Source organism: Isosphaeraceae bacterium EP7 (assembly GCA_038400315.1).
In the GTDB taxonomy this organism is placed as follows: Bacteria; Planctomycetota; Planctomycetia; order Isosphaerales; family Isosphaeraceae; genus EP7.
The window spans coordinates 1,642,590-1,662,374 of record CP151667.1 but is presented as its reverse complement, the minus strand read 5'-3'; the positions used below and the strand labels follow the sequence as shown (position 1 = coordinate 1,662,374).

13 protein-coding genes are annotated in these 19,785 nt (G+C 66.8%); 12 read left to right on the top strand and 1 reads right to left on the bottom strand.

Annotated elements, in window-relative coordinates:
* The first annotated feature begins 48 nt into the window (after positions 1 to 48).
* The 12 genes from EP7_RS06460 (at position 49) to EP7_RS06405 (ending at position 18,667) form a co-directional block, all read left to right on the top strand.
* Positions 49 to 4,449: a DEAD/DEAH box helicase gene (locus tag EP7_RS06460; protein WP_463526924.1), complete on the top strand. Its 4,401-nt coding sequence runs from the start codon at positions 49 to 51 to the stop codon at positions 4,447 to 4,449.
* 91 nt (positions 4,450 to 4,540) lie between these two features.
* The gene (locus EP7_RS06455; protein WP_463526923.1) at positions 4,541 to 5,329 is read left to right on the top strand and encodes a UDP-2,3-diacylglucosamine diphosphatase; all 789 of its coding nucleotides are present in this window, start codon (positions 4,541 to 4,543) and stop codon (positions 5,327 to 5,329) included.
* A 487-nt stretch (positions 5,330 to 5,816) separates the two neighbouring features.
* Positions 5,817 to 6,353 (top strand): GNAT family N-acetyltransferase, encoded by a 537-nt coding sequence (locus EP7_RS06450; RefSeq protein WP_463528373.1) that lies wholly within the window; start codon positions 5,817 to 5,819, stop codon positions 6,351 to 6,353.
* A 625-nt stretch (positions 6,354 to 6,978) separates the two neighbouring features.
* On the top strand, positions 6,979 to 8,466 hold the full coding sequence (locus EP7_RS06445; protein WP_463526922.1) for a class II fumarate hydratase: 1,488 nt from the start codon (positions 6,979 to 6,981) through the stop codon (positions 8,464 to 8,466).
* 57 nt (positions 8,467 to 8,523) lie between these two features.
* A complete protein-coding gene (locus EP7_RS06440; protein WP_463526921.1) occupies positions 8,524 to 9,747 on the top strand; it encodes a hypothetical protein in 1,224 nt (407 codons plus the stop codon).
* Between the two features lie 101 nt (positions 9,748 to 9,848).
* Positions 9,849 to 11,285, top strand: a complete 1,437-nt coding sequence (locus tag EP7_RS06435; RefSeq protein WP_463526920.1) for a hypothetical protein — start codon at positions 9,849 to 9,851, stop codon at positions 11,283 to 11,285.
* Positions 11,286 to 11,474: 189 nt separating this feature from the next.
* Positions 11,475 to 13,178 carry a GH3 auxin-responsive promoter family protein gene (locus tag EP7_RS06430; protein WP_463526919.1) on the top strand — a complete coding sequence of 568 codons (1,704 nt, stop codon included), beginning with the start codon at positions 11,475 to 11,477 and terminating at the stop codon, positions 13,176 to 13,178.
* Between the two features lie 105 nt (positions 13,179 to 13,283).
* On the top strand, positions 13,284 to 14,537 hold the full coding sequence (locus EP7_RS06425; RefSeq protein WP_463526918.1) for a DUF1571 domain-containing protein: 1,254 nt from the start codon (positions 13,284 to 13,286) through the stop codon (positions 14,535 to 14,537).
* A 205-nt stretch (positions 14,538 to 14,742) separates the two neighbouring features.
* Entirely contained in the window at positions 14,743 to 15,123 is a 381-nt protein-coding gene (locus EP7_RS06420; protein WP_463526917.1) for a response regulator, read from the top strand.
* 14 nt (positions 15,124 to 15,137) lie between these two features.
* On the top strand, positions 15,138 to 16,502 hold the full coding sequence (locus tag EP7_RS06415) for a nickel/cobalt transporter (RefSeq protein WP_463526916.1): 1,365 nt from the start codon (positions 15,138 to 15,140) through the stop codon (positions 16,500 to 16,502).
* Between the two features lie 127 nt (positions 16,503 to 16,629).
* Positions 16,630 to 17,811 (top strand): mandelate racemase/muconate lactonizing enzyme family protein, encoded by a 1,182-nt coding sequence (locus tag EP7_RS06410; protein ID WP_463526915.1) that lies wholly within the window; start codon positions 16,630 to 16,632, stop codon positions 17,809 to 17,811.
* Complete coding sequence (locus tag EP7_RS06405) at positions 17,804 to 18,667, top strand: alpha/beta hydrolase (RefSeq protein WP_463526914.1); 864 nt, start codon at positions 17,804 to 17,806, stop codon at positions 18,665 to 18,667. The genes EP7_RS06410 and EP7_RS06405 overlap by 8 nt, the downstream gene beginning before the upstream one ends.
* Here the strand turns inward: EP7_RS06405 and EP7_RS06400 are convergent.
* Positions 18,642 to 19,691: an alpha/beta hydrolase gene (locus EP7_RS06400; RefSeq protein ID WP_463526913.1), complete on the bottom strand. Its 1,050-nt coding sequence runs from the start codon at positions 19,689 to 19,691 to the stop codon at positions 18,642 to 18,644. The genes EP7_RS06405 and EP7_RS06400 overlap by 26 nt on opposite strands.
* Positions 19,692 to 19,785: the final 94 nt, after the last annotated feature.

The following is a 19,785-nucleotide window of genomic DNA, read 5'->3' as shown; positions in this document are numbered from 1 at the left end:
ATGGTCCATAATCGTCGAGTGAGAACGAATCGACGAGTGCGACCGGAAATGGCCGAGGCCGAGGGCGTCGGCGATCCGCTGGGGTTGTTCCTTCCCCCGGTCGCAGAGTGGTTTCGCGCCCGTTTCGGCGAGCCGACCCCGCCGCAGCGGCAGGGATGGCCGGCGATCGCCGCGGGCGAGAATACCCTGCTCTTCGCGCCCACGGGCTCGGGCAAGACGCTCGCGGCATTCCTGGCGGGCCTCGACCACCTCTGGCGAAACCCGATCTCGCGGCCGACGACGCGGATCCTGTACATCTCGCCGTTGAAGGCACTCAACGCCGACATCGCGCGGAACTTGCAGGACCCGCTCGAAGGGATCCTTGCCGGTGCCGAGGCGGCCGGAACCCCGCTACGCCCGCTGTCGATGGGCCTGAGAACAGGCGACACTCCGCAGGCCGAGCGGGCCAGGATGCGTCGTCGTCCGCCCGAGATCCTGATCACAACCCCCGAATCGCTCCACCTCCTGCTGACGAGCGGCGCCCGTGAGACTCTCGGGGCACTCGAGCACGTCATCGTCGACGAGATTCACGCCCTCTGCCCCAACAAGCGAGGGGTCTTCCTGGCCATCCTGCTGGAGCGGCTCCAGGCCATCAACCCGGCCGGATTCGTGCGGATCGGCCTCTCGGCCACCCAGCGCCCGCTAGAAGAGGTCGCCCGCTACCTCGGCGGCCGTTCAATCGAGACGACGGCCGACGGCTCAACACGCCTCGTCCCCAGGCCGGTGACGATTGTGGACGCGGGAAGGCGCAAGGAGCTTGAGCTGGAGGTGACCCTGACCGGCGGCGACGGCCCGCCCGGGGGGTCGATCTGGCCGGCCATCGAGGATGACCTGCTGGCGTCGATCCGCGCCAATCGGTCGACGATCATCTTCGCCAACAATCGGCGGATCGTCGAACGGCTCACCAGCCGCTTGAATGAGAAGGCCGAGGTCGATCGCGGCCCCGGCGATGACGGCGAGCATCCTCCGCTGGTCCGTGCCCATCACGGCAGCCTGAACCTGGACGAGCGGAGACGCACCGAGGACGCGTTGAAGCAGGGCGAGCTTGCGGCGGTCGTGTCGACAGCTTCGCTTGAGATGGGAATCGACATGGGGGCCGTCGACCTCGTCTGCCAGGTCGAGTCGCCGGGCGGCATCGCGCGCGGGCTCCAGCGGGTTGGCCGCGCGGGTCACATCGTCGGCCGCAAGAGCCGTGGTCGGATGCTGGCGAAGACCACGGGAGACCTGCTGGAGACCGCGGCCCTGGCCAGGGCCATGATCGCAGGCCAGGTCGAGGCCCTCAGGGTGCCGACGAATTGCCTGGACGTGCTGGCGCAGCAGGTCGTCGCCTGCGTGGGGATGGATCGCTGGGATGTCCCCGCGCTGTTCGACCTGATGCGCTGCGCCTACCCCTACCGCGACCTCACGCCAGAGGCGTTCGAGGCGGTGCTGGCGATGGTCTCGGGCCGATTCCCCGCCGCGTCGCTCCGCGACCTGCGCCCGCGTCTGAGCTGGGATCGCGTGCACAATGCGCTCGCTCCCCTTCCAGGCACCCAGCGGATGGCCCTGGTCGGCGGCGGGACGATCCCCGACACGGGGCAATATCCGCTCTATCTCGGCGAGAACGGGCCCAAGCTTGGCGAGCTCGACGAGGAATTCGTGCTGGAACGACGGGTGGGCGAGACGTTCGTGCTGGGGACGTCGACCTGGAAGATTGACGCCATCGAGCCGCAGAAGGTGGTGGTCTCGCCGGCCGCGGGCAGGTCCGCCCTGATGCCCTTCTGGCGCGGCGAAGGGGCGACACGCTCGGCCGAGCTGGGCGAGGCGGTTGGCGTGCTGACCCGAGAAATCTCGGGGCGACTGGACGACAAATCGCTCCTGTCTTGGCTGGAACAGGAGTGTCGGCTGGATGCACGATCGGCCCGACGCCTGCGAGATTACGTCGGCCGCCAGGTCCGCCATTCCGGCGCGGCGCCCGACGACCGGACGGTGCTCGTGGAGGCGTTCGACGACCCGGCAGGAGAGCTGGGGCTGGCGATCCTGACCCCCTTCGGCGGCAAGCTGCACAACGCCTTGAAGCTGGCGCTGCAAGAGCGTCTGCGCGAGCGGTACGGGATCGAGGCGGCCTGCCTCTCGGCCGATGACGGGGTGCTGATCCGGTTGCCGAGGATGGACGACCCGCCGCTCGACATCCTGAGCGGGCTGGATGGTGCCCTGGCCGAGCGATTGATCCGCGATACGCTGGGCGAGAGCCCGCTGTTCGGCCTGCGGTTCCGCCAGAACGCCGGCCGGGCACTGCTGATGCCACGTCCCGACCCATCCAAGCGGACGCCGCTCTGGCTCCAGCGGCTGCGGGCGAAGGACCTGCTCCAGGTGGTCCGCAAGTCGCCCGATTTCCCCATCGTGGTCGAGACCTACCGCGAGTGCATCGACGACGACCTCGACCTTCCCAGGCTCCGGATCTTCCTGGACAGGCTCGCCTCGGGCGAGATCAAGGTGGTCGGCCGGCGCAATGAGATCCCCTCGCCGTTCACCTCGGAGCTGACCTTCCAATTCACCCTGAAATTCATGTACGAATGGGACGAGCCCAAGCGTGCCGATCGGGGGACAACAACCAGGGCCGTGGACGAGGCGATGCTCAACCCGCTGCTGGCGTCGGCCTCGACCGACCCCAACTGGCTCGACCCAGCGGCCATTGGCCGGGTCGACGGCCGCCTGCGCGGGGTGGGCCGACCACCTCGGAGCGTCGAGGAGATGGCCGAAACACTGAGGCGGCTGGGGGACCTTGACGACGACGAGGTGGTCGGGCCGATGGCCGGGTTTCTCCGCGACCTGGCCGACGATCATCGGGCCTGCCGGATCGACCTGGAAGGGACCGCGAGGCCGGGTCGCTGGATCCACGCCGAAGACCTGGCCACGTTCGACCTTGCCTTCGCAAACCCGCCCGACGAGCTGGCGATGGCGACGGTGCTGGGCCGCTACATGCGGACGAGGGCCCTGGTCGGGTTGGCCGAGCTGACTTCGCGCTACCCGATCGACCCCGCGATCGCCACCGAGGTGCTGGAACGACGGGCACATGCCGAGGATTTCGTGCGGGTAGACGACCCCGACGGGGTGCGCTGGGCCGACCGGCGGAACCTGGAAGAAGCCCGGCGGATCACGATCGCGTTGCGCCGAAAAGAAGCCCTCGCCGTGGCGCCCGAGGTCTTCGCGGCCTTCGTCCTGGCCCGCCAGCACGTCGCGGCCGAGGCGCCCTTGCGAGGCGAGGCGGCGCTGACGACGGTCCTGGACCAGCTTCGAGGGCGGCCCCTTCCCGCCGAGGTCTGGGAGTCGGACGTGCTACCCAGGCGCCTCGGGGATTATCGCCCGACCTGGCTCGATTCGGCGCTGACGTCGGGCGGCTGGACCTGGCGGGCCGAGGCCCCCGACGCCCGCGCCGACCCCTCGGTCTCGATCCTCCCACGCGACTTTCCCGGCCACTGGACCGTGGTCGAAGGGGCCGAGCTGCTCTCGGGTGATCCGGCGACAATTCTGGCGACCCTGGGAACGCTCGGCGCCTCGTTCGTGCCCGACCTGGCGCGTTCAGCATCGATGGAACCATTCCGCGTTCGATCGTCGCTGGCGACGCTGGTCGCCCGTGGATTGGTCACCAATGACCGGTTCGACCCGGTCCGTCCGGGATCGCGGGCACGCGCCGAGGCGCTGGTGGAGGCGAAAGCGGCGTCGCGCACGCGTGGGCGGCTGCCCAGGCGGCCGGTGACCGATCGTCCTGAAGGGCGCTGGTCACTCGTCTCGGCCCCCGAGGGCGACGCGGAAGGTTCGGCCCTGGCCTGGGCGGCGGCGGTCCTGGATCGATTCGGCGTGCTCTGCCGCGAGACCGTGGCGGTCGAGCCCTGGTGCCCCCCCTGGCGCGAGCTCTTCCCGTTCCTGGACCGGGCCGAGATGCGCGGCGAGCTGCGTCGGGGCCACTTCGTCGAGGGACTCTCGGGCGTCCAGTTCGCAGAGGCCGAGACGATCGAGTCTCTTGCGCGATGGGCGAACTCCGGCCAATCGGCGGCCCCGATCCTGCTTCCGACCCTGGACCCGGCCAACCTCTACGGCTCGGGGGCGCCGCTCGACGTGCCGCTGCTCGAAGGGGGGACGGCCAGGCTCTTTCGCAATGCCTCGAACTGGATCGTCCTGATGGGCGGCCGGCCGATCCTGATCGTCGAGGGGACGGGCAAGCGGCTGACCGGGCTGGGTGCGGCCTCCGAGGCCGAGTTGAAGGCCGCGGTCGGCCTGCTGCCAAGCCTGGCGACCTCCAGTCGGCGGGTCCTGAAGGTCGAAACCTACAACGGGGCTGCCACGCTGGCGAGCCCGGCGGCCCCCTGGCTGGCCGAGGCGGGGTTCGTCCGCGACTATCCCGGGATGGCCTATTACGCCGGCTGGTAGCGGGCCGAACGCGGCCGACGTTTTTGAGACCCTCGCAGAGGACCGAGACCCGACCTCTGCCCTCCACGAACATTCGGAATCAAGGGCCACGATGGACGACCTGAAGACCGCGCATGTGCCGATCGGTGACCTGATCTACGACGGCATCGTGCTGAGCGATCTGCACCTGGGTAGCGACGTCTGCCAGGCCAGGCTGTTGGAGGAGTTCCTGACCTGGGCGTTCGACCACACCCACGAGCTGATCATCAATGGCGATATCTTCGATGACCTGAACTTCAAGCGCCTCTCGAAGAGGCATTTCGCCTGCCTGAAGGAGATCCGCAGGAACTCAGACCGCGACGACGTGCGGGTCGTCTGGTTGCGCGGCAACCATGACGGCGCGGCCGACATCGTCAGTCACATCGTCGGCGTCGAGATCCATGACGAGTACGTCTTCGACAACGGCCAGGTCCGGCTCCTGATCTTGCACGGCGACCAGTTCGACACGGTCGTCACCAATTATGCGTTCCTGACCAACTTCGCATGCGGCATCTACTATTACTTCCAGAAGTCGATGCCCCACCGGGCGTCCCGCTGGCTGCGGCGTGTCACCAAGAAATTCCAGCGTAATAGCCAGCTCGTGCAGCAGCGGGCGATCGACTATGCCCGGAGCAAGGGTTTCCTCGCGGTGACCTGCGGCCACACCCATCTCGCGCTCGACGTGACGGTCGACGGGGTCCGATACCTCAACAGCGGGACCTGGACCGAGCACCCGCCCTGCCCCTTCCTGGCCATCAAGGGACCCGAGATCCAGCTCGTCTCCTGGCCCCTTCCGGAGGCCGACCAACCAACCGCCAAGCCCGGGCTGAGTTGCTCGCAACCGGGCCCCGACACGGTCTGACGAACGTGGCACTGCCGGCTTGAGGGGTGGTCCTCCTCGCTTGCCATGCATTCCCACGTTCCTGGTATTCATGCATTTTAATGCCTTGAAAGCAAATCGGTATCCCGTATCCTGACGACTTACCCCCAGTGAGTTCAGGAGCGACGGTGTGCGTCCTCCCCGAGAAGTTTCCCGTCCTCATCGACACCTTCAAGATCCACAATCGCAGCAAGAAGCGACCCTTCATGGCCAGGGCCGCCAAGGCCATGGGATGGGGCGACCCGACGCCGGGCCGACGACCATCTCGGCTGGAGCCGGGTCACCATCGGCGAGATGTTGCCTGAGTTGCAATGCGGCATGACCTGCCTCGATGCCTCATCCGTCGGGGGGCGTCGCCTTGCGGAGGTCCGCATGCGTCGACTCCTGGACGACATCATGGAAATCGCCGAGGACCGAAGTTAGACCGCTCGCATCGGAACCGACTTGGTCTGCCGTCAGATGATCGACCCTGTGGTTACGCCTACGCCGAGTTGCCGATCCAACAAGCGATTCTCAGCGGGCTCAATCGGCAGGGATACTGCGGGAGTTATCGCGGCTCGCCTCCGAGGACATGGTGCGCTCCTTCATCCTCTTCCACCGCGAGCATCCCGTCTCCTTTCTTCATTGCGTGGCGCGAGGGAATGACCTCCTGTACCGATATGCCGGTCATGACCCCAAGTTCAATCCTTGGTCCCCGGGGATCGTCCTGCTCTACCTCGCGCTGGAACGTCTGTTCGCTGAGGGCCAGCACCGGACATTCGATTTCGCCGATGGAGATGGGCTGCACAAGGAGGTCTTCTCGACCCGGAGCATCCCATTTGCGGACCTCTTCCACTTTCGCCGAAGCCTGCGCCACCTCATGCTCCTGGGACTTTACGCCGGCCTCGACGCCTCCTCCCGCGCCGCCATCGGGCTTCTCGATGCGATCGGGCTAAGACGCCGGGTGAAACGGTTCGTCCGTCAGACGTTCCGAGCCGCGCGACTCCGTCCCGGGCCGTCTTCGTAGAGAAGGCCGCTGCTGGAATCGATCGAGCCGTTGGTGGGATTCGCCCGGTCGTTGAGTTGGAAGGGCATTCCCTCCACGATTGGCTTAATCAAGACGATCCACGTCAAAGGGGCGAGGCTGAATCTGAAGGTGATGAAGGCGTTGGAGTGCGATGTGGTGCGCCGGGCCACGATGGAGATATGGTTCGTGGAGATCCCAGGCGTGGAGAGTTCAATTCGGGATGGATCACAACTCTCAAGGTCCTCAACGCGTCGTGAGGACCTAATTTGTCGGATTCATCTCGACTCCCCCCTGATTCAACAAGCCGTCATGCCCATGATCGGTCTTCAGTCTCACTCCGTCGAATGGCCTGCCCGACCCATCCGCCCGTGGATCACGTCCGGGTTGGTCTCTGGCCAGTCGTGGACGCGAAGACTTCGGCCTGAGTACCTGAACTTACAGTTGGCCCGAAGCGCGGGGCGGTTTGGTCAGTCGCCTCTCCGGGATCGCCCGATCCGTCCGCATGCGGACCCCGTAGAGACCTCTTGGGTGTGCCCAGAGGGGCTCATTTTGGTAAGATCGCCGGGACTTAGAGAGACGGTCCGGGGGGCTTGCCCGGGCCGAACGATGACCCGGGCGGACCGCCATGACGCGAACTGAACTCGACTCGATGGGGAGCATGGAGGTCCCGGCCGAGGCGTATTATGGCGCCCAGACCAGGCGGGCCGAGCTCAATTTCCAGATCAGCAGCCTGCGCATCCCGCGAGCCATGATCCGGGCCCTGGGATTGATCAAAGGGGCCGCGGCGCAGGTGAACATGGATTTGGGGCTGCTCGCCGCCGAGATCGGTGAGGTCGTCGCCCAGGCGTCACAGGGGGTGGCCGAGGGGCGGTACGACTCCCAGTTCGTCGTCGACGTGTTCCAGACAGGCAGCGGCACGTCGTCGAACATGAACACGAACGAGGTGATCGCCGGGGTCGCCAACGAGATCCTCGGAGCCGGCCGTGGCGGCAAGTCCCCGGTCCACCCCAACGACTCGGTGAACATGGGGCAGTCGTCCAATGACGTCTTCCCCACGGCCATCCATGTCGCGGCGCTCGAGGGGATCTCGAAACACCTGATACCCTCGCTGGAATTGCTGCGCGAGGGGCTCGACGCCAAGGCCAGGTCGTTCGACCCGATCGTCAAGATCGGCCGGACCCACCTGCAAGACGCGGTCCCGATCCGGCTGGGCCAGGAATTCTCGGGCTACGCGGCGCAGGTGGCCCAAGGGATCCGACGATTGCAGGCGGCCGGGCTAGCCCTGGCGGAATTGCCGATCGGCGGGACGGCCGTCGGCACGGGGATCAACACGCACGCCGACTTTCCGAAGCGGATGGCTGCCCGGCTCACCCAGCAGACCGGCCTGACCTTCAGGCCCGCCGACAACCCCTTCGAGGCGATGGCCGGTCGCGACGCGGCGCTCGAGGCCTCGGCGGCCCTCCGGAGCGTGGCAATCAGCCTGTCCAACGTCGCGAACAATCTCCGATGGCTGGCCTCCGGCCCGCGGTGTGGAATTGGCGAGATCGTCCTGCCAGAGCTTCAGCCGGGCAGCTCGATCATGCCGGGCAAGGTCAATCCGGTCATCCCCGAGGCCGTGATGATGGTGGCCGCGCAGGTCGTAGGCAACGACGCGACGATCGCCTGGGCCAATGGAGTCGGCTCTAACTTCGAGCTGAACGTGATGATGCCGGTGATCGCCTACAACCTGCTGCAATCGATCGCGCTGCTGACGACCGCGGCTCAACACCTCCAGGATAAGTGCGTCGCCGGCCTCATTGCCGACGAGGCTCGATGCGCGGAGTCGATCGAGCGGAGCCTGGCCATGTGCACGGCGCTGGCACCGATCGTGGGCTATGATCGCGCTGCGGCGATCGCCAAGTTGGCTTACAAGACGGGCCGGACCGTCCGTGAGGTCGCCCTGTCTGTCGCCGGCAAGACGGGCGACGAGGTGGCGGACCTGTACGGTCCCCTCGCCGATTCCTTCAAAGGCTCGGTGTCACCGCTGCCGGCCGCCGAGCAGATCATGGCGGCGCTCGACCCGATGGGCCAGACGATCCGAGGCACGGGCGTGGGCGGATCCGGCGGCGGATGAGCCCTCTTCGAGATGACCGACGCTTCGCCGGGTTCGTTTCGTTCTGGAGAGACTGCGATGGCCGAGACTCGAATTGACGAGGGACCGGCGGCGGACGAATCCGGGGAACTGGCCGTCGACCCGACCCCGATCCTGCACGCTCCCGAGGCCGGCGAAGCTCGGATCGTGATCGTGCAGAAGGGAGGAGCCAGCGTCCCGCTGGTCATGCTCCCCGCCCTGCTCCTCATCGCCGCCGCGCTGGGGATCCTGGTCTATCGGCAGAGCTTCCCCCATCCCACCGAGGGGCCATCGAATCGAGTCGCGACCCGGCCGGTAAACCCTGCCGAGCCTCAGGTTTCCGACGAGTCGAAAGGGCCCGAGCCCGTCCCGGTGATCGAGCGGCCTCAGCTCGAGATCCGTTCGATCCTCGATCCCTCGATCGTCCTCGGTAACATCGAGGGCGAGCCTTCGAAGCCCGCCTCGATCGGCTTTGCCCATCCGTCGGAACCGAAACTCGCCCCCCTTGCTCCCCTCGCAGCGGCGAATCCAACGCAATTGCCGCCGTCCCCGACCCCCATCGCGGCGCCCGAGAGCGAACCCCTGGCGGGCATCGAGGCCCTCGTCCCGCCGCCGGACGCCGTCGACCCGGGCGAGGCTAAGGCCGAAGTTGCCGAGGTCAAACCGGCGGCCGAGCCTCCGAAGCTGACCCGCGATCAGGTCCTGAAGGACATCCAGCGCGAGTCGACCGAGCGCAAGGCCGAGATCCGCGCGATCGAGGCAATCAAGCCGAAGCTCGCCGAGCGGGACAAGCAGCAGAGCCTCGAACGTCGCAAGGTCGAGGTCGCCGAGGCGCGGAAGCGCGCCGATGCCCAGCGTCCCAGGTTCCGCGCCGAGCTGCGGCGGGTGCTGGCCGGACGCGGCGATGCGCTCGGGACGCAGGTTAGCGAGCTTCGCGAGCGGTCGCTTCTGCCGGTCCAGCCCGAGATCGAGGACGCCGTGGCGAAGGCCTTCAAGGGCTCGGCGCGGAAGACGAAATTCACGCGAAATGGTCGGATCGAGTTCATGCGGTCCAAGGGGATGAGCGAGCCGGACATCCTGGGGATCCTCGCGTACGACGAGGGGATGAAGATCTCACAGCGTGGATCCGCCCGCGACCTGAGGGAGGTCTGGGTCCGGGCGGCCAAGCAGCTTCTGGCCGTGCCGTTCCCCGCGGAACGGGCCGCCCAGGGAAATCCCCCGGCCAACCAGGCCGGCGTCTCCTCGCCCCCCCCGCTAGCCGACCGAGACCGGCCTCGTCCATAATGAATGATGGATCATCCCTCCCCCGAAACTTCGCCGAATCTGGCGAAGCCTGAACGCGGGGCACGACTCCGATTCGACCCCCTTGGACGAGGCCTCCCACCATGCTGCTGACTCGGGTCGCCGCCTTGACGCTCCTGACGGCCGCGCTGGCCCTGACTCAACGGGCCCATGCCGCGGACGACACGGAACCGGGAATTACGGCGGGCAAGACGCTTCTGAAGGAGGGGGACGACCTCGCCGACAAGGCGGATACCAACCAGGCCGTCCTCAAATACAAGCAGGCTTTCGAGAAGCTCCTGCCCGTGATGCGCAAGCTGCCGTTCAAGACCGAGGTCAAGCGCGACGTCACCGCACGCGAAGCGTTGAAAGACTTCCTCGTCAAGGAGCTGGACGAAGACTCGACACCGGGCGAGTTCCGGGCGATGGAGATGGGCATGAAGGCCCTCGGCTTCCTCCCGCGCAACGCCGACCTCAAGGCGACGATGGTCCAGGTCTATTCCGAGGAGATCGCCGCGTTCTACGACCCTCGGACCAAGACGATGCACCTGATCCGCGAGCCCGAGGTCAAGGAGAAGGACAAGAAGCCGGTCGGGTTCCTCGACAAGCTCCTCGGCCGGACCGGCGGGTTCGACAAGGACCAGAACAAGACGGTGCTCGCCCACGAGCTGACGCACGCCCTGGCCGACCAGCATTACGACCTCGCCGCACTCCAGAAGGCGGCCAAGGGCAACGACGACGCCGCGATGGCGGTCTCGGCCCTCATCGAGGGTGAGGCCACCCTGACGATGATGGCCGCGCAGATGGACGACTGGCAGGGCAAGGCGATCACCGTCCTCCCCTCGGCCGACCTCGAACGAACCATGTCGTTCATCATGCCGTTCATGAAGTTCGCCGGTGGCGCCAGCCTGAAGAAGGCCCCGCCCGTGCTCATCGAGTCGCTTGTCTTCCCTTACCTCCGCGGCCTCGTCTTCGTCTCCAAGCTGACGAATGACAAGGGCTGGGAAGGGATCGACGAGGCGTACAAGAATCCGCCGCTGTCGACCGAGCAGATCCTCCACCCCGAGAAGTACCAGGCCAAGCCCGACGTCCCCACCCTCATCGACCTCGGCACGCTCGACGCCGGCCCTGACTGGAAAGAGCTGGGCCGGAACGTGGTCGGCGAGATGCAGACGAGCGTCCTGCTGAACAAGCACGGCGGCAAGAAGGCGGCGGCCGGCTGGGACGGCGACCGCTACGCCGTCTTCGAGAAGCCCGGCGGCAAGCTCGGCCTCGTCTGGGCCTTGACCTGGGACACCGAGGAAGACGCCAAGGAATTTGCCCAGGGCTACGCGCGGTTCCAGGCGACCAAGATGAACGCCGATGCCGAGACCCCCGACCAACCTGCCGACGCCCTCCGCCGCTCCGTGAGGGGCACCGATTACGCGATCGACCGCCGCGGTGTCGATGTGACGATCGTCGAAGGGTTTGACACCAAGACGACCCTCGGGCTGATCGAAGCGGGCTTCAAGGCCAAGAAGTCCGAGATGACCCGACCCTGACCGGTCCCTGACTGGCCAACGACGCCGATCAGGTCGCCGCGGACCGGAGGAATCACCGGCTGCGGCGGCCTTTGCGTTGACAGAGATTCTCCGCCTGCTACGATTCGCCTCATGATGTCGGCGTCCGATCGAACGCGCCGGCCCATCCCTCCCATTCTCTCCAGGTCCTAGAGCCGAGGTCGAACCCGAATGATCGGCACGATCCGTCGACTCGCCGGACTTCCGCTCACGAATCGCTCGCGTGCCTTGGCGGCCAGCTTTCTTGAACAGACCGCCCGCGCCGGCGCCGTCCAGCGCAGCCTGCTACTGGGCATGGTCGCGCGGCACGCCGGCAGCGATTTCGGCCGGGACCATCATTTCGGCGCCATCAAGTCGATCGAGGACTTCCGGAAGCATGTGCCCGTGCGGGGTTACGACGGCCACGAGCCGTACATCGCGCGGGTCCGGCAGGGCGACATCGGCGCCCTCTTCGGTGCCGGGACAACGGTCCGGATGTTCGCGATGACGTCGGGCACCACGGCCCGGCCCAAGACGATCCCGGTAACCCAGGAGTCGCTCGACGGCTATCGCGAGGGCTGGACGATCTGGGGAATTCGTGCCTTCGACGACCATCCCGCGATGCTCACTGCGGGGCTCAAGCCGATTCTCCAGCTCGCCAGCGACTGGCGCGAGAGCGTCACACCGTCGGGGATTCCCTGCGGGGCGATCACGGGCCTGACGTCGCAGATGCAGAGCCTCCTCGTCCGGACGGTCTACTGCATGCACCCGTCGGCGTCGCGGATCAAGGACGTCGAATCCAAATACTATGTGGCGTTGAGGCTCTCGGCGTATCGCGACGTCGGCACCGTCATCGCAGCCAATCCGAGCACGATCCTGGCCATCGCTCGCCTCGGCGATCGCGAGAAGGAGACGCTCATCCGCGACCTCGCGGACGGCACGGTCTCCGAGAAATGGACCATTCCCGACGAGGTGCGCCGGGCCATCCGGCCCCGGACTCGCTGGCGACGCCCCAATGCGGCCAGACGGCTGGAGCGGATCGTCGAGCGGACGGGCCGCCTGCTACCCAAGGATTACTGGCCGAACCTCCAGTTCCTCTCCAACTGGACGGGCGGCACGATGGGTTCGTACCTGCGCGGCTATCCCGAATACTTCGGCGAGACGCCGGTGCGCGACGTCGGCCTGATCGCGTCGGAAGGGCGGATGACCATCCCGATCGAGGACGGGACGGCCGCGGGCCTGCTCGACATCCGCCATCATTACTTCGAGTTCATCCCCGAGGACCAGGGGGACGCCGACCAGCCCGACGTGCTGGGGGCGACCGAGCTCGAGGAGGGGAAGCGATACTTCATCCTGCCGACCACGGCGGGCGGGCTCTACCGCTACCACATCCAGGACCTGGTGCGGTGCGCGGGCTACCGGGGCGAGACCCCCCTTATCGAGTTCCTCAACAAAGGGGCCCATTACTCCAGCCTGACCGGAGAGAAGCTCTCGGAGTTCCAGGTCGTGGCGGCCGGCGACCTGGCCCAGCGGGCGCTCGGGATCAGGCTGAAGTCGTTCCTGCTGCTCCCGGAGTGGGGAGACCCGCCCGGTTACGTCCTGCTCATCGAGGAGGGGGACGCCGACTCCGAGCTCGCGTGCCGGATGGCCTCGGAGATGGAGCATCAGCTTCAGGCTCTGAACGTCGAATACGAGAATAAGCGATCAACCCTCCGCCTCGCCCCGATCCGCGCACGCCGGATCCCCGCCGGATCATGGGCCGATTTCCAGCGGAAGCGATTGGCGAGGAGCGGCGGGACCGTCGAACAATATAAGCAGCCGCTCCTGATGCCCGACCTGGAAGCCCTGCAAGGTTTCCAGGTCTGCGACGAGCCCACGCAGGCGGGGCCGACCTGACCGGAGGCCCTCGATCTCGGGTTGTCCGGAACGGTCGATTGAGATATGACGTTGCCGCGCCGCGAACTCAGAGCGGAGTGAGCCGGTCGAGGGAGGGATCTCGCAATGAATTCCGCGAAGGATCGCGCGCGCCGCCGGCGGGCAGCCCATCTGCTGCTCGCCTCGTTCGTCGCCGTCTCGCCCGCCTTGCATGGCTGCTCACGGTTCCGCGACCATCGTCGGCCGACCCTGGGCAAGGACGTCGTGGTCCCCGGGCCGTCGGCGAGCACGTCGGGACCGATCCCGATCCCGGTCGCGGGCGACCTCACTCCCCGGGCCCAGACCTCGAGACCATCGCTGGTCGGCGACCTGATCGACCTGGATTCGGCCGACGGCAAGGCAACGGTCACCCGTTCGACGGCCCATCCGTCGACCCCGCCCGCGGCGGGTCCGACCGATTCCCCGACCCCGGGCGCCCTGCTCGCGGCCCAGGAATCTTCGAGGATCCGGGCCGCAGCGACCAGGCCCGCCCCCAATGCCCTGCCGCCGCTCGACCTGCCGGACATCTCGGTGCCCAAGCTGGTTGTCCCGCCCGTCGACGTCCCGCCGGTCATCGCCGGGGCTCCCGTGAACGAGCCCGGGCCGAAGTCGGAAGACGAAGACGAAGACGAAGACGTCAAGATGAGGCAGGTCCTGGCCGATGCCCGATCCAAGCTCGACGCGATCGGCAATTATCAGGTCAAGGTCCGCCGCCAGGAGCGGGTCGGCTCCGACTTGCAGCCGGTCGAGGACATCACGCTGAGCATCCTGAGGTCGCCTCGGGCGGTCCGGATCGAGTGGCCCGACGGCCCCAACAAGGGTCGCGAGGTCCTCTTTGCCGGTAACGGGCCGGATGCCAAGATGCACGTCAAGATGCCCAATCCGCTGATTCCGAGGCTCTCGCTGGCACCCGACAGCCCGCTAGTGATGCGCAGCGGTCGGCACCCGATTACCGAGGCGGGTTTCGACACGATTCTGGCGAACGTCGAGGCACCCGCTCGATCGAACGACCCGGCCGTGGGCAGGGTGAAATACGCCGGAGTCGAGTCTCCGCAGGAAGTTGGCCGCGCCTGCTACGTCCTGACTCGCGTGACGCCGAGCGGAGAGCACTGGCGGGTCTACCTCGACACGACCACCTCACTGCCCGCGATGGTCCTGGCGGCCGACGCCCAGGGACAACTCCTGGAGCGGTATGTCTTCGACCCGCCCAAGGTCGATCTGCCCGAACTCGCCTCGGTCGATGCGTTCGACCCGAACGCCCGATGGGGACAGCCCTCGGGCTTATTCGGCCGGCTTGCGCGGGGCAGCAGCACCGAGCCCGTCAAGACGACGACGCAGTGACTGCCATTCTGGCGAGCACCGAACGGGCGGCGTGAAAGTTGGGGATCGAAATCCCCAAATTGTCACAAATTTTAACCCGATTGGGAAAAGCTGTTTCCGTCACCAAACCGGCCGCATAAAATGGAAGAGCAAGACTCCGGCAATGGAATTGCTAGACCCCCCTCTTGCCCCGGTTCCGAGCTCCATCAGCGAATGATGTGTGGCCATGGTTGCCGATCATCCATTTTCGATCCTGATCACGGACGACGACCCCGTCGCCCGAGAAACGTTGCGCGATATCTTCGAGCCGCAAGGATATCGAACCTTGCTGGCGGAGAGTGGCGAGCAAGCCATCGACATCGCGCAGCATAACGTCATCCACCTGGCCCTCATGGACATGCATCTCCCCCGCCTCACCGGCCTGGAGACGATGGAGATCGTCCGCCAGATCAAGGGGATGCTGCCGATGATCCTGGTCTCCGGGGCCAGCGACGATAATCTTCTTCGCAAAGCCCTCTCGGCGCATGCCTTCTGCGTGCTGGCCAAGCCGGTCAGCAAGCACGTCGTTATCTACGTCGTCGCGCGGGCGCTCCAGAAGTTCTACTGAGGCCGGTGCCCACGATGCGCCGCCTCGCCGCACTCATCTTCTGGCTTGCGGTGGTCGCGGTCGACGCTCGCGGCCATGACATCCCCAACGCGCGAGTCGACCGATCGATCCAGGCACGGATCGAGCCCGGCCGGCTGATCGTCGAGTACGAGGTGAGTCTGGCCGAGCTGACGCTCGTCCAGGACTTGCGCGGCCTCGCCGAGATCCCGCCGAATCTCGACCGACGATCCCTGTTCGAGATCTACGCCCAGGTGACCGGCCCGCTGAACGCAAAGGGCTTGCTCGTCTCGGTGGACGGAGCCGAGATCGCCCTGAAGATCGATCGCTCCCACGTCGTCGTCGAGGGACACCCTCGCTTCGAGTTCCGGATGATCGCCGGGATCCCGCCCAAGGGTCGGCTCAGGCTCCAGGACACGAATTACGCGGCCAGCGAAGGGACAAGCAGGCTGGCGATCGCCGGAGAACCCGGCATCACGCTGACCGGAGATGAGCTATCGGCGAACGTCGGCGACATCCCCATCCGCGCCGTCTGGGAGCTCTCCGACTCCGAGGAAAAGCGGACGAAGCAGGTCGAGGTCTTCTACGTACCATCGCAGGCTCCTGGACCAGTACGAACTGCGTCGAATCTCCAGGTCAGCGAACAGAAGCCGCCTCGGCCTGAGGAAGAGCGGGGTTGGCTCTCCAGGCAGACTGCGAGCCTCCTGGACGCGGAGCGTGGCTGGTCGGTCGCGGCTCTCATCTTGATCGCGATCGGCCTGGGGGCGGCGCACTCGCTCCAGCCGGGGCATGGCAAGTCGCTGGTGGCGGCGGTCTCCGTGGGTCGAGGCGGCGGACGAGGCCTGGCGTTCGTTCTGGCGTCGGCCGTGACGCTGACCCACACCGGGGCCGTGATCGCGGTCGCCGGCCTTCTGCGCGCCACGCGCACCGCTCGATATGCCGAGATCGACGACGGGCTGACTCGGGTGGCCGGATTTCTGATCGCGGCCATCGGTGCCTGGAAGCTGGGCCGCTGGGTCTCGGGCGTCCCCGAGCATGCCGAGGCTCCCACGGACGACCTCCCTCCCATGAAAGGAGCGTGGCAGGTCGCGGGCCTGGGGCTAGTCGCGGGCCTGGTCCCCTGCTGGGACGCCATCAGCCTGATCGTGCTGGCCGAGGCGTTGGGCCGACTCGGCCTGGGGCTGATCCTGCTGATTGCGTTCGGCCTGGGGATGGGGCTGGTTTTGGCCACGGTGGCCTGGGCTTCCGGGCGTATCGTCCCATCAATCCTCGGACCGAAGGGTCGAGGGTCGAGGGCCCTGGGTCTGGCGGCTGGGCTGGTCATCTTGGGGATGGGCCTGTACCTTCTCAACGGGTCAGGGACGTCGGCGACGGGTCGGTGAGGATCGCCGGTTTGGACGGGCGAGGACGAACAAATCGGGCTTCGAAGCCGAGGCTCGCCGTTGCCGGTTGAAGTCCCGGATCGGCTCTTTTGCAGGGGCGTGCGATGCATCGCGATCGGGCCGTCGAATGCTGATCTCTTCCATTGACGTTCACCACGTCGCGGTCCCGCTGAAACGCCGCATCAAGCACGCGTCGCACGACCGGACGACCAGCGACAACCTGATCGTACGCGTCCGCCTTGATGACGGCCGGGTCGGAGTCGGCGAGGGGGTCCCGCGCTCTTACGTCACGGGCGAGACCATCGAGACGGCCTTCCGGGCCCTCTCCGGCGTCGATGTCGCCCGGGCCATCGGCCGACCCTCTGACATGCGGAGTGTCGTCCGTTCGCTCGAGCGTTTCACGCTCCCCTCGATCGAGGACGATCCCCGAGGGATGGACGGCAACGCCGCCCGGTGCGCCCTGGAACTGGCGATCCTGGACGCTTACGGCCAGGCATTCGGCGTCTCCGCGAGCGAGGCGCTCCGGATGGCCGAGGTGCCGGGCCTTCCATTGCGGGCCAAGCCAGGCGTGGTCTGGTACAGCGGCGCGATCACGGCCGAAGACCCACGGCGCGAGCTCTACTCGGCCCTCAAACTTCGCCTCTACCGGTTCTCGCAGACCAAGATCAAGGTAGGCGTTGATGGGCAGGATGACCCCCGACGGCTCAGAAATCTGCGGCGGGTCCTGGGGCCCTGGATGAACATCCGGATCGACGCCAATGAATCGTGGGCACCCCATGAGCTGATCGAAAGAGTCGCCCCGCTCCTGGGCAGCCGACCGTCGGCGCTCGAGCAGCCGGTCTCGCACGAGGACGTTGGAAGCCTGGCGTCACTCCGACCCCAGCTGGGCGTGCCGGTGATGCTTGACGAGTCGCTCTGCGGAGAGCCCGACGGCCGGCGCGCCATCGAGGCGGGGCTAGCCGACCTCTTCAATGTCCGCCTCTCCAAGTGCGGAGGAATCTTCCCGAGCCTGAGACTGGTGGCGATGGCCCACACCGCCGGCCTCGGTGTGCAGCTCGGTTGCCACCCGGGCGAAACCGGGGTGCTCTCGGCGGCCGGCCGACATGTCGCCTCGAATCTGCGCGGGCTCCGCTACGTCGAGGGCTCGTACGACCGCCACGTCCTGGCGAGGAATATCACGACAAAGGGCGTCAACTTCACGATCCACGGGCTTGCCTGGCCGATCAAGGGGCCCGGGCTCGGGGTCACCGTGGATGAGCAGGGCCTCGACGCGTTGACCGTCAGGAAGGTGCATCTCGACTATGCTTGAACCGAGTTCCGAGACCTGGACGGCCTCCGACGGCTACCCGATCCACGTCACCACCTGGCATCCCGAAGGATCGGTCAGGGGGGCCTGCGTGGTCCTCCACGGCGTGCAGAGCCACGGCGGCTGGTACCACAGGATGGGCCGGAACCTCGCCAGTCGCGGCTACGTCGCCTATTTTCCCGACCGTCGCGGCTCGGGGGCCAATCGCCAGGATCGGGGCCATACTCCGTCGTCCCGCAGGCTGGTCGACGACGTCGGCGAGTTCACGGCCTTCGTCCGAGGCAAGTCGGACGTGCCGCTGGCCCTTGCCGGGATCAGCTGGGGTGGGAAGCTCGCGGTGGTCGCCGCGGGCCTCTGGCCCGACCGGATCGACGCGCTCGCCCTGATCTGCCCCGGCTTGAGGCCGAGGGTCGGGGTCTCCTTCGTCGAGAAGCTGCGGATCGCGGTGGCCTTCGCCACCAACCGCCGCAAGACGTTCCCGATCCCGCTGGCCGACCCCGCCCTGTTCACCGCCGAGCCAGCCGGCCAGGCCTTCATCGCGGCCGACTCGCTGTCGCTGCGCGTGGCCACCGCCGGCCTGCTCGCGGCGAGCACGTTCCTCGACCTGAAGGTCCGCAAGATCCCGGCCAAGGTCACCCAGCCCATCTTATTGATGCTGGGCGGCCAGGACCGGATCGTGGACAACATTCAAACCCGTGCTTACTTCGATCAACTTGCGAGTGCCGACCGGAAGGTCATCGAATATCCCGAGGCGCATCACACGTTGGAATTCGAGCCCGATCCCGACCGGTACATGACCGACCTGATCGACTGGCTGGACTCGGTGCTCGAGGTCAGGCCGAGACCGTTGTCGCGATGACGGGCTCGGTGACCTTCGTTTCCTCGCGGACAACTTCGGTGGCCTGTCGAACGGGCTCGGAAATGCTGCGAGGGGCATTCGCACGGAAGAACTTCGAGAGCCTGGCGAAGTGCTCTTCGGGCTGACGCTCGCGGCTCCGGTTGTGCTTGGCCAGCGGGACGATCCAGATCTCCTTGGGATCGCCCGCTTCGTCGAAGAGGCCCCGGGCGATGGCCGGCGAGATGTACGCGTCCTTCTCGCCGTGGATCATGAACAGAGGGCGAGGGGCGATCTGTCGGGTGGCCCGCTCGACATCCGGGAACGAGCAATTCAAGCGACGTGCCGAACGGGACCGGCCCGCCCAGCCGACAAACCGGTACATCCATTTGGGCATCTTGTTGAAGATGCTCCGGGAGTGGATGTAAATCTCGGCCCAGCGCTGGATGTAGGCCATCATCGTGCCGCGGATCGGGAACGCGCCGTCGGTGGCCACACCCCAGACGGAGGGCTCGGCCGCGGTCACGCAGAGGGCCGTCGTGCCGCCGCGGCTGACCCCGAAGAGGCCCACGCCGGCGGGGTCGGCATCGGGCCTCGTCCGCAGGTAAGCCAGGGCCGCTTTCAGGTCGCGGATTTCGTATTCGGAAACCCACTGGAGCGGCTCGTAGTCGGTCTTCGACTCGCTCCGCCCGTGATTGCGGTAATCGAAGGTGAAGAGGTCGAAGCCCAGGTCGCGGAGCCCGTCGATGTAGGGGACAACGCCCCAGCGATCGCTCAGGTACTCATGCGAGAAGACGACGACGCCGGCCCTCGATTGCGTACGCCTGGGAAGATAAGTGCCGGCCAGCGTCAGCCCGTCGGAGGTCCGGAATCGAACCTCCTCGCCGGGCTTGGCTTCGATCCGGAGCGGGAGAAACAGGGGCTTCTCCTCGAAAATCCGGGCCACGACGGGGCCGTATCGCAACCAAATATAGGCAAATAACCCGGCGACGGTGAGTAAGACCACCAGCACGGGGAGAAGCACGGCCAGGGTCAGGGGGGATGGCACGGCGGGGCTCCGGAGTCGTCGCTGGGGGAGGAGTCTCGGTGCTCGATCGGGACGGCGGTGGGTCGGGCGAGAGGAGTTGAGTCGTCTTAGGTGA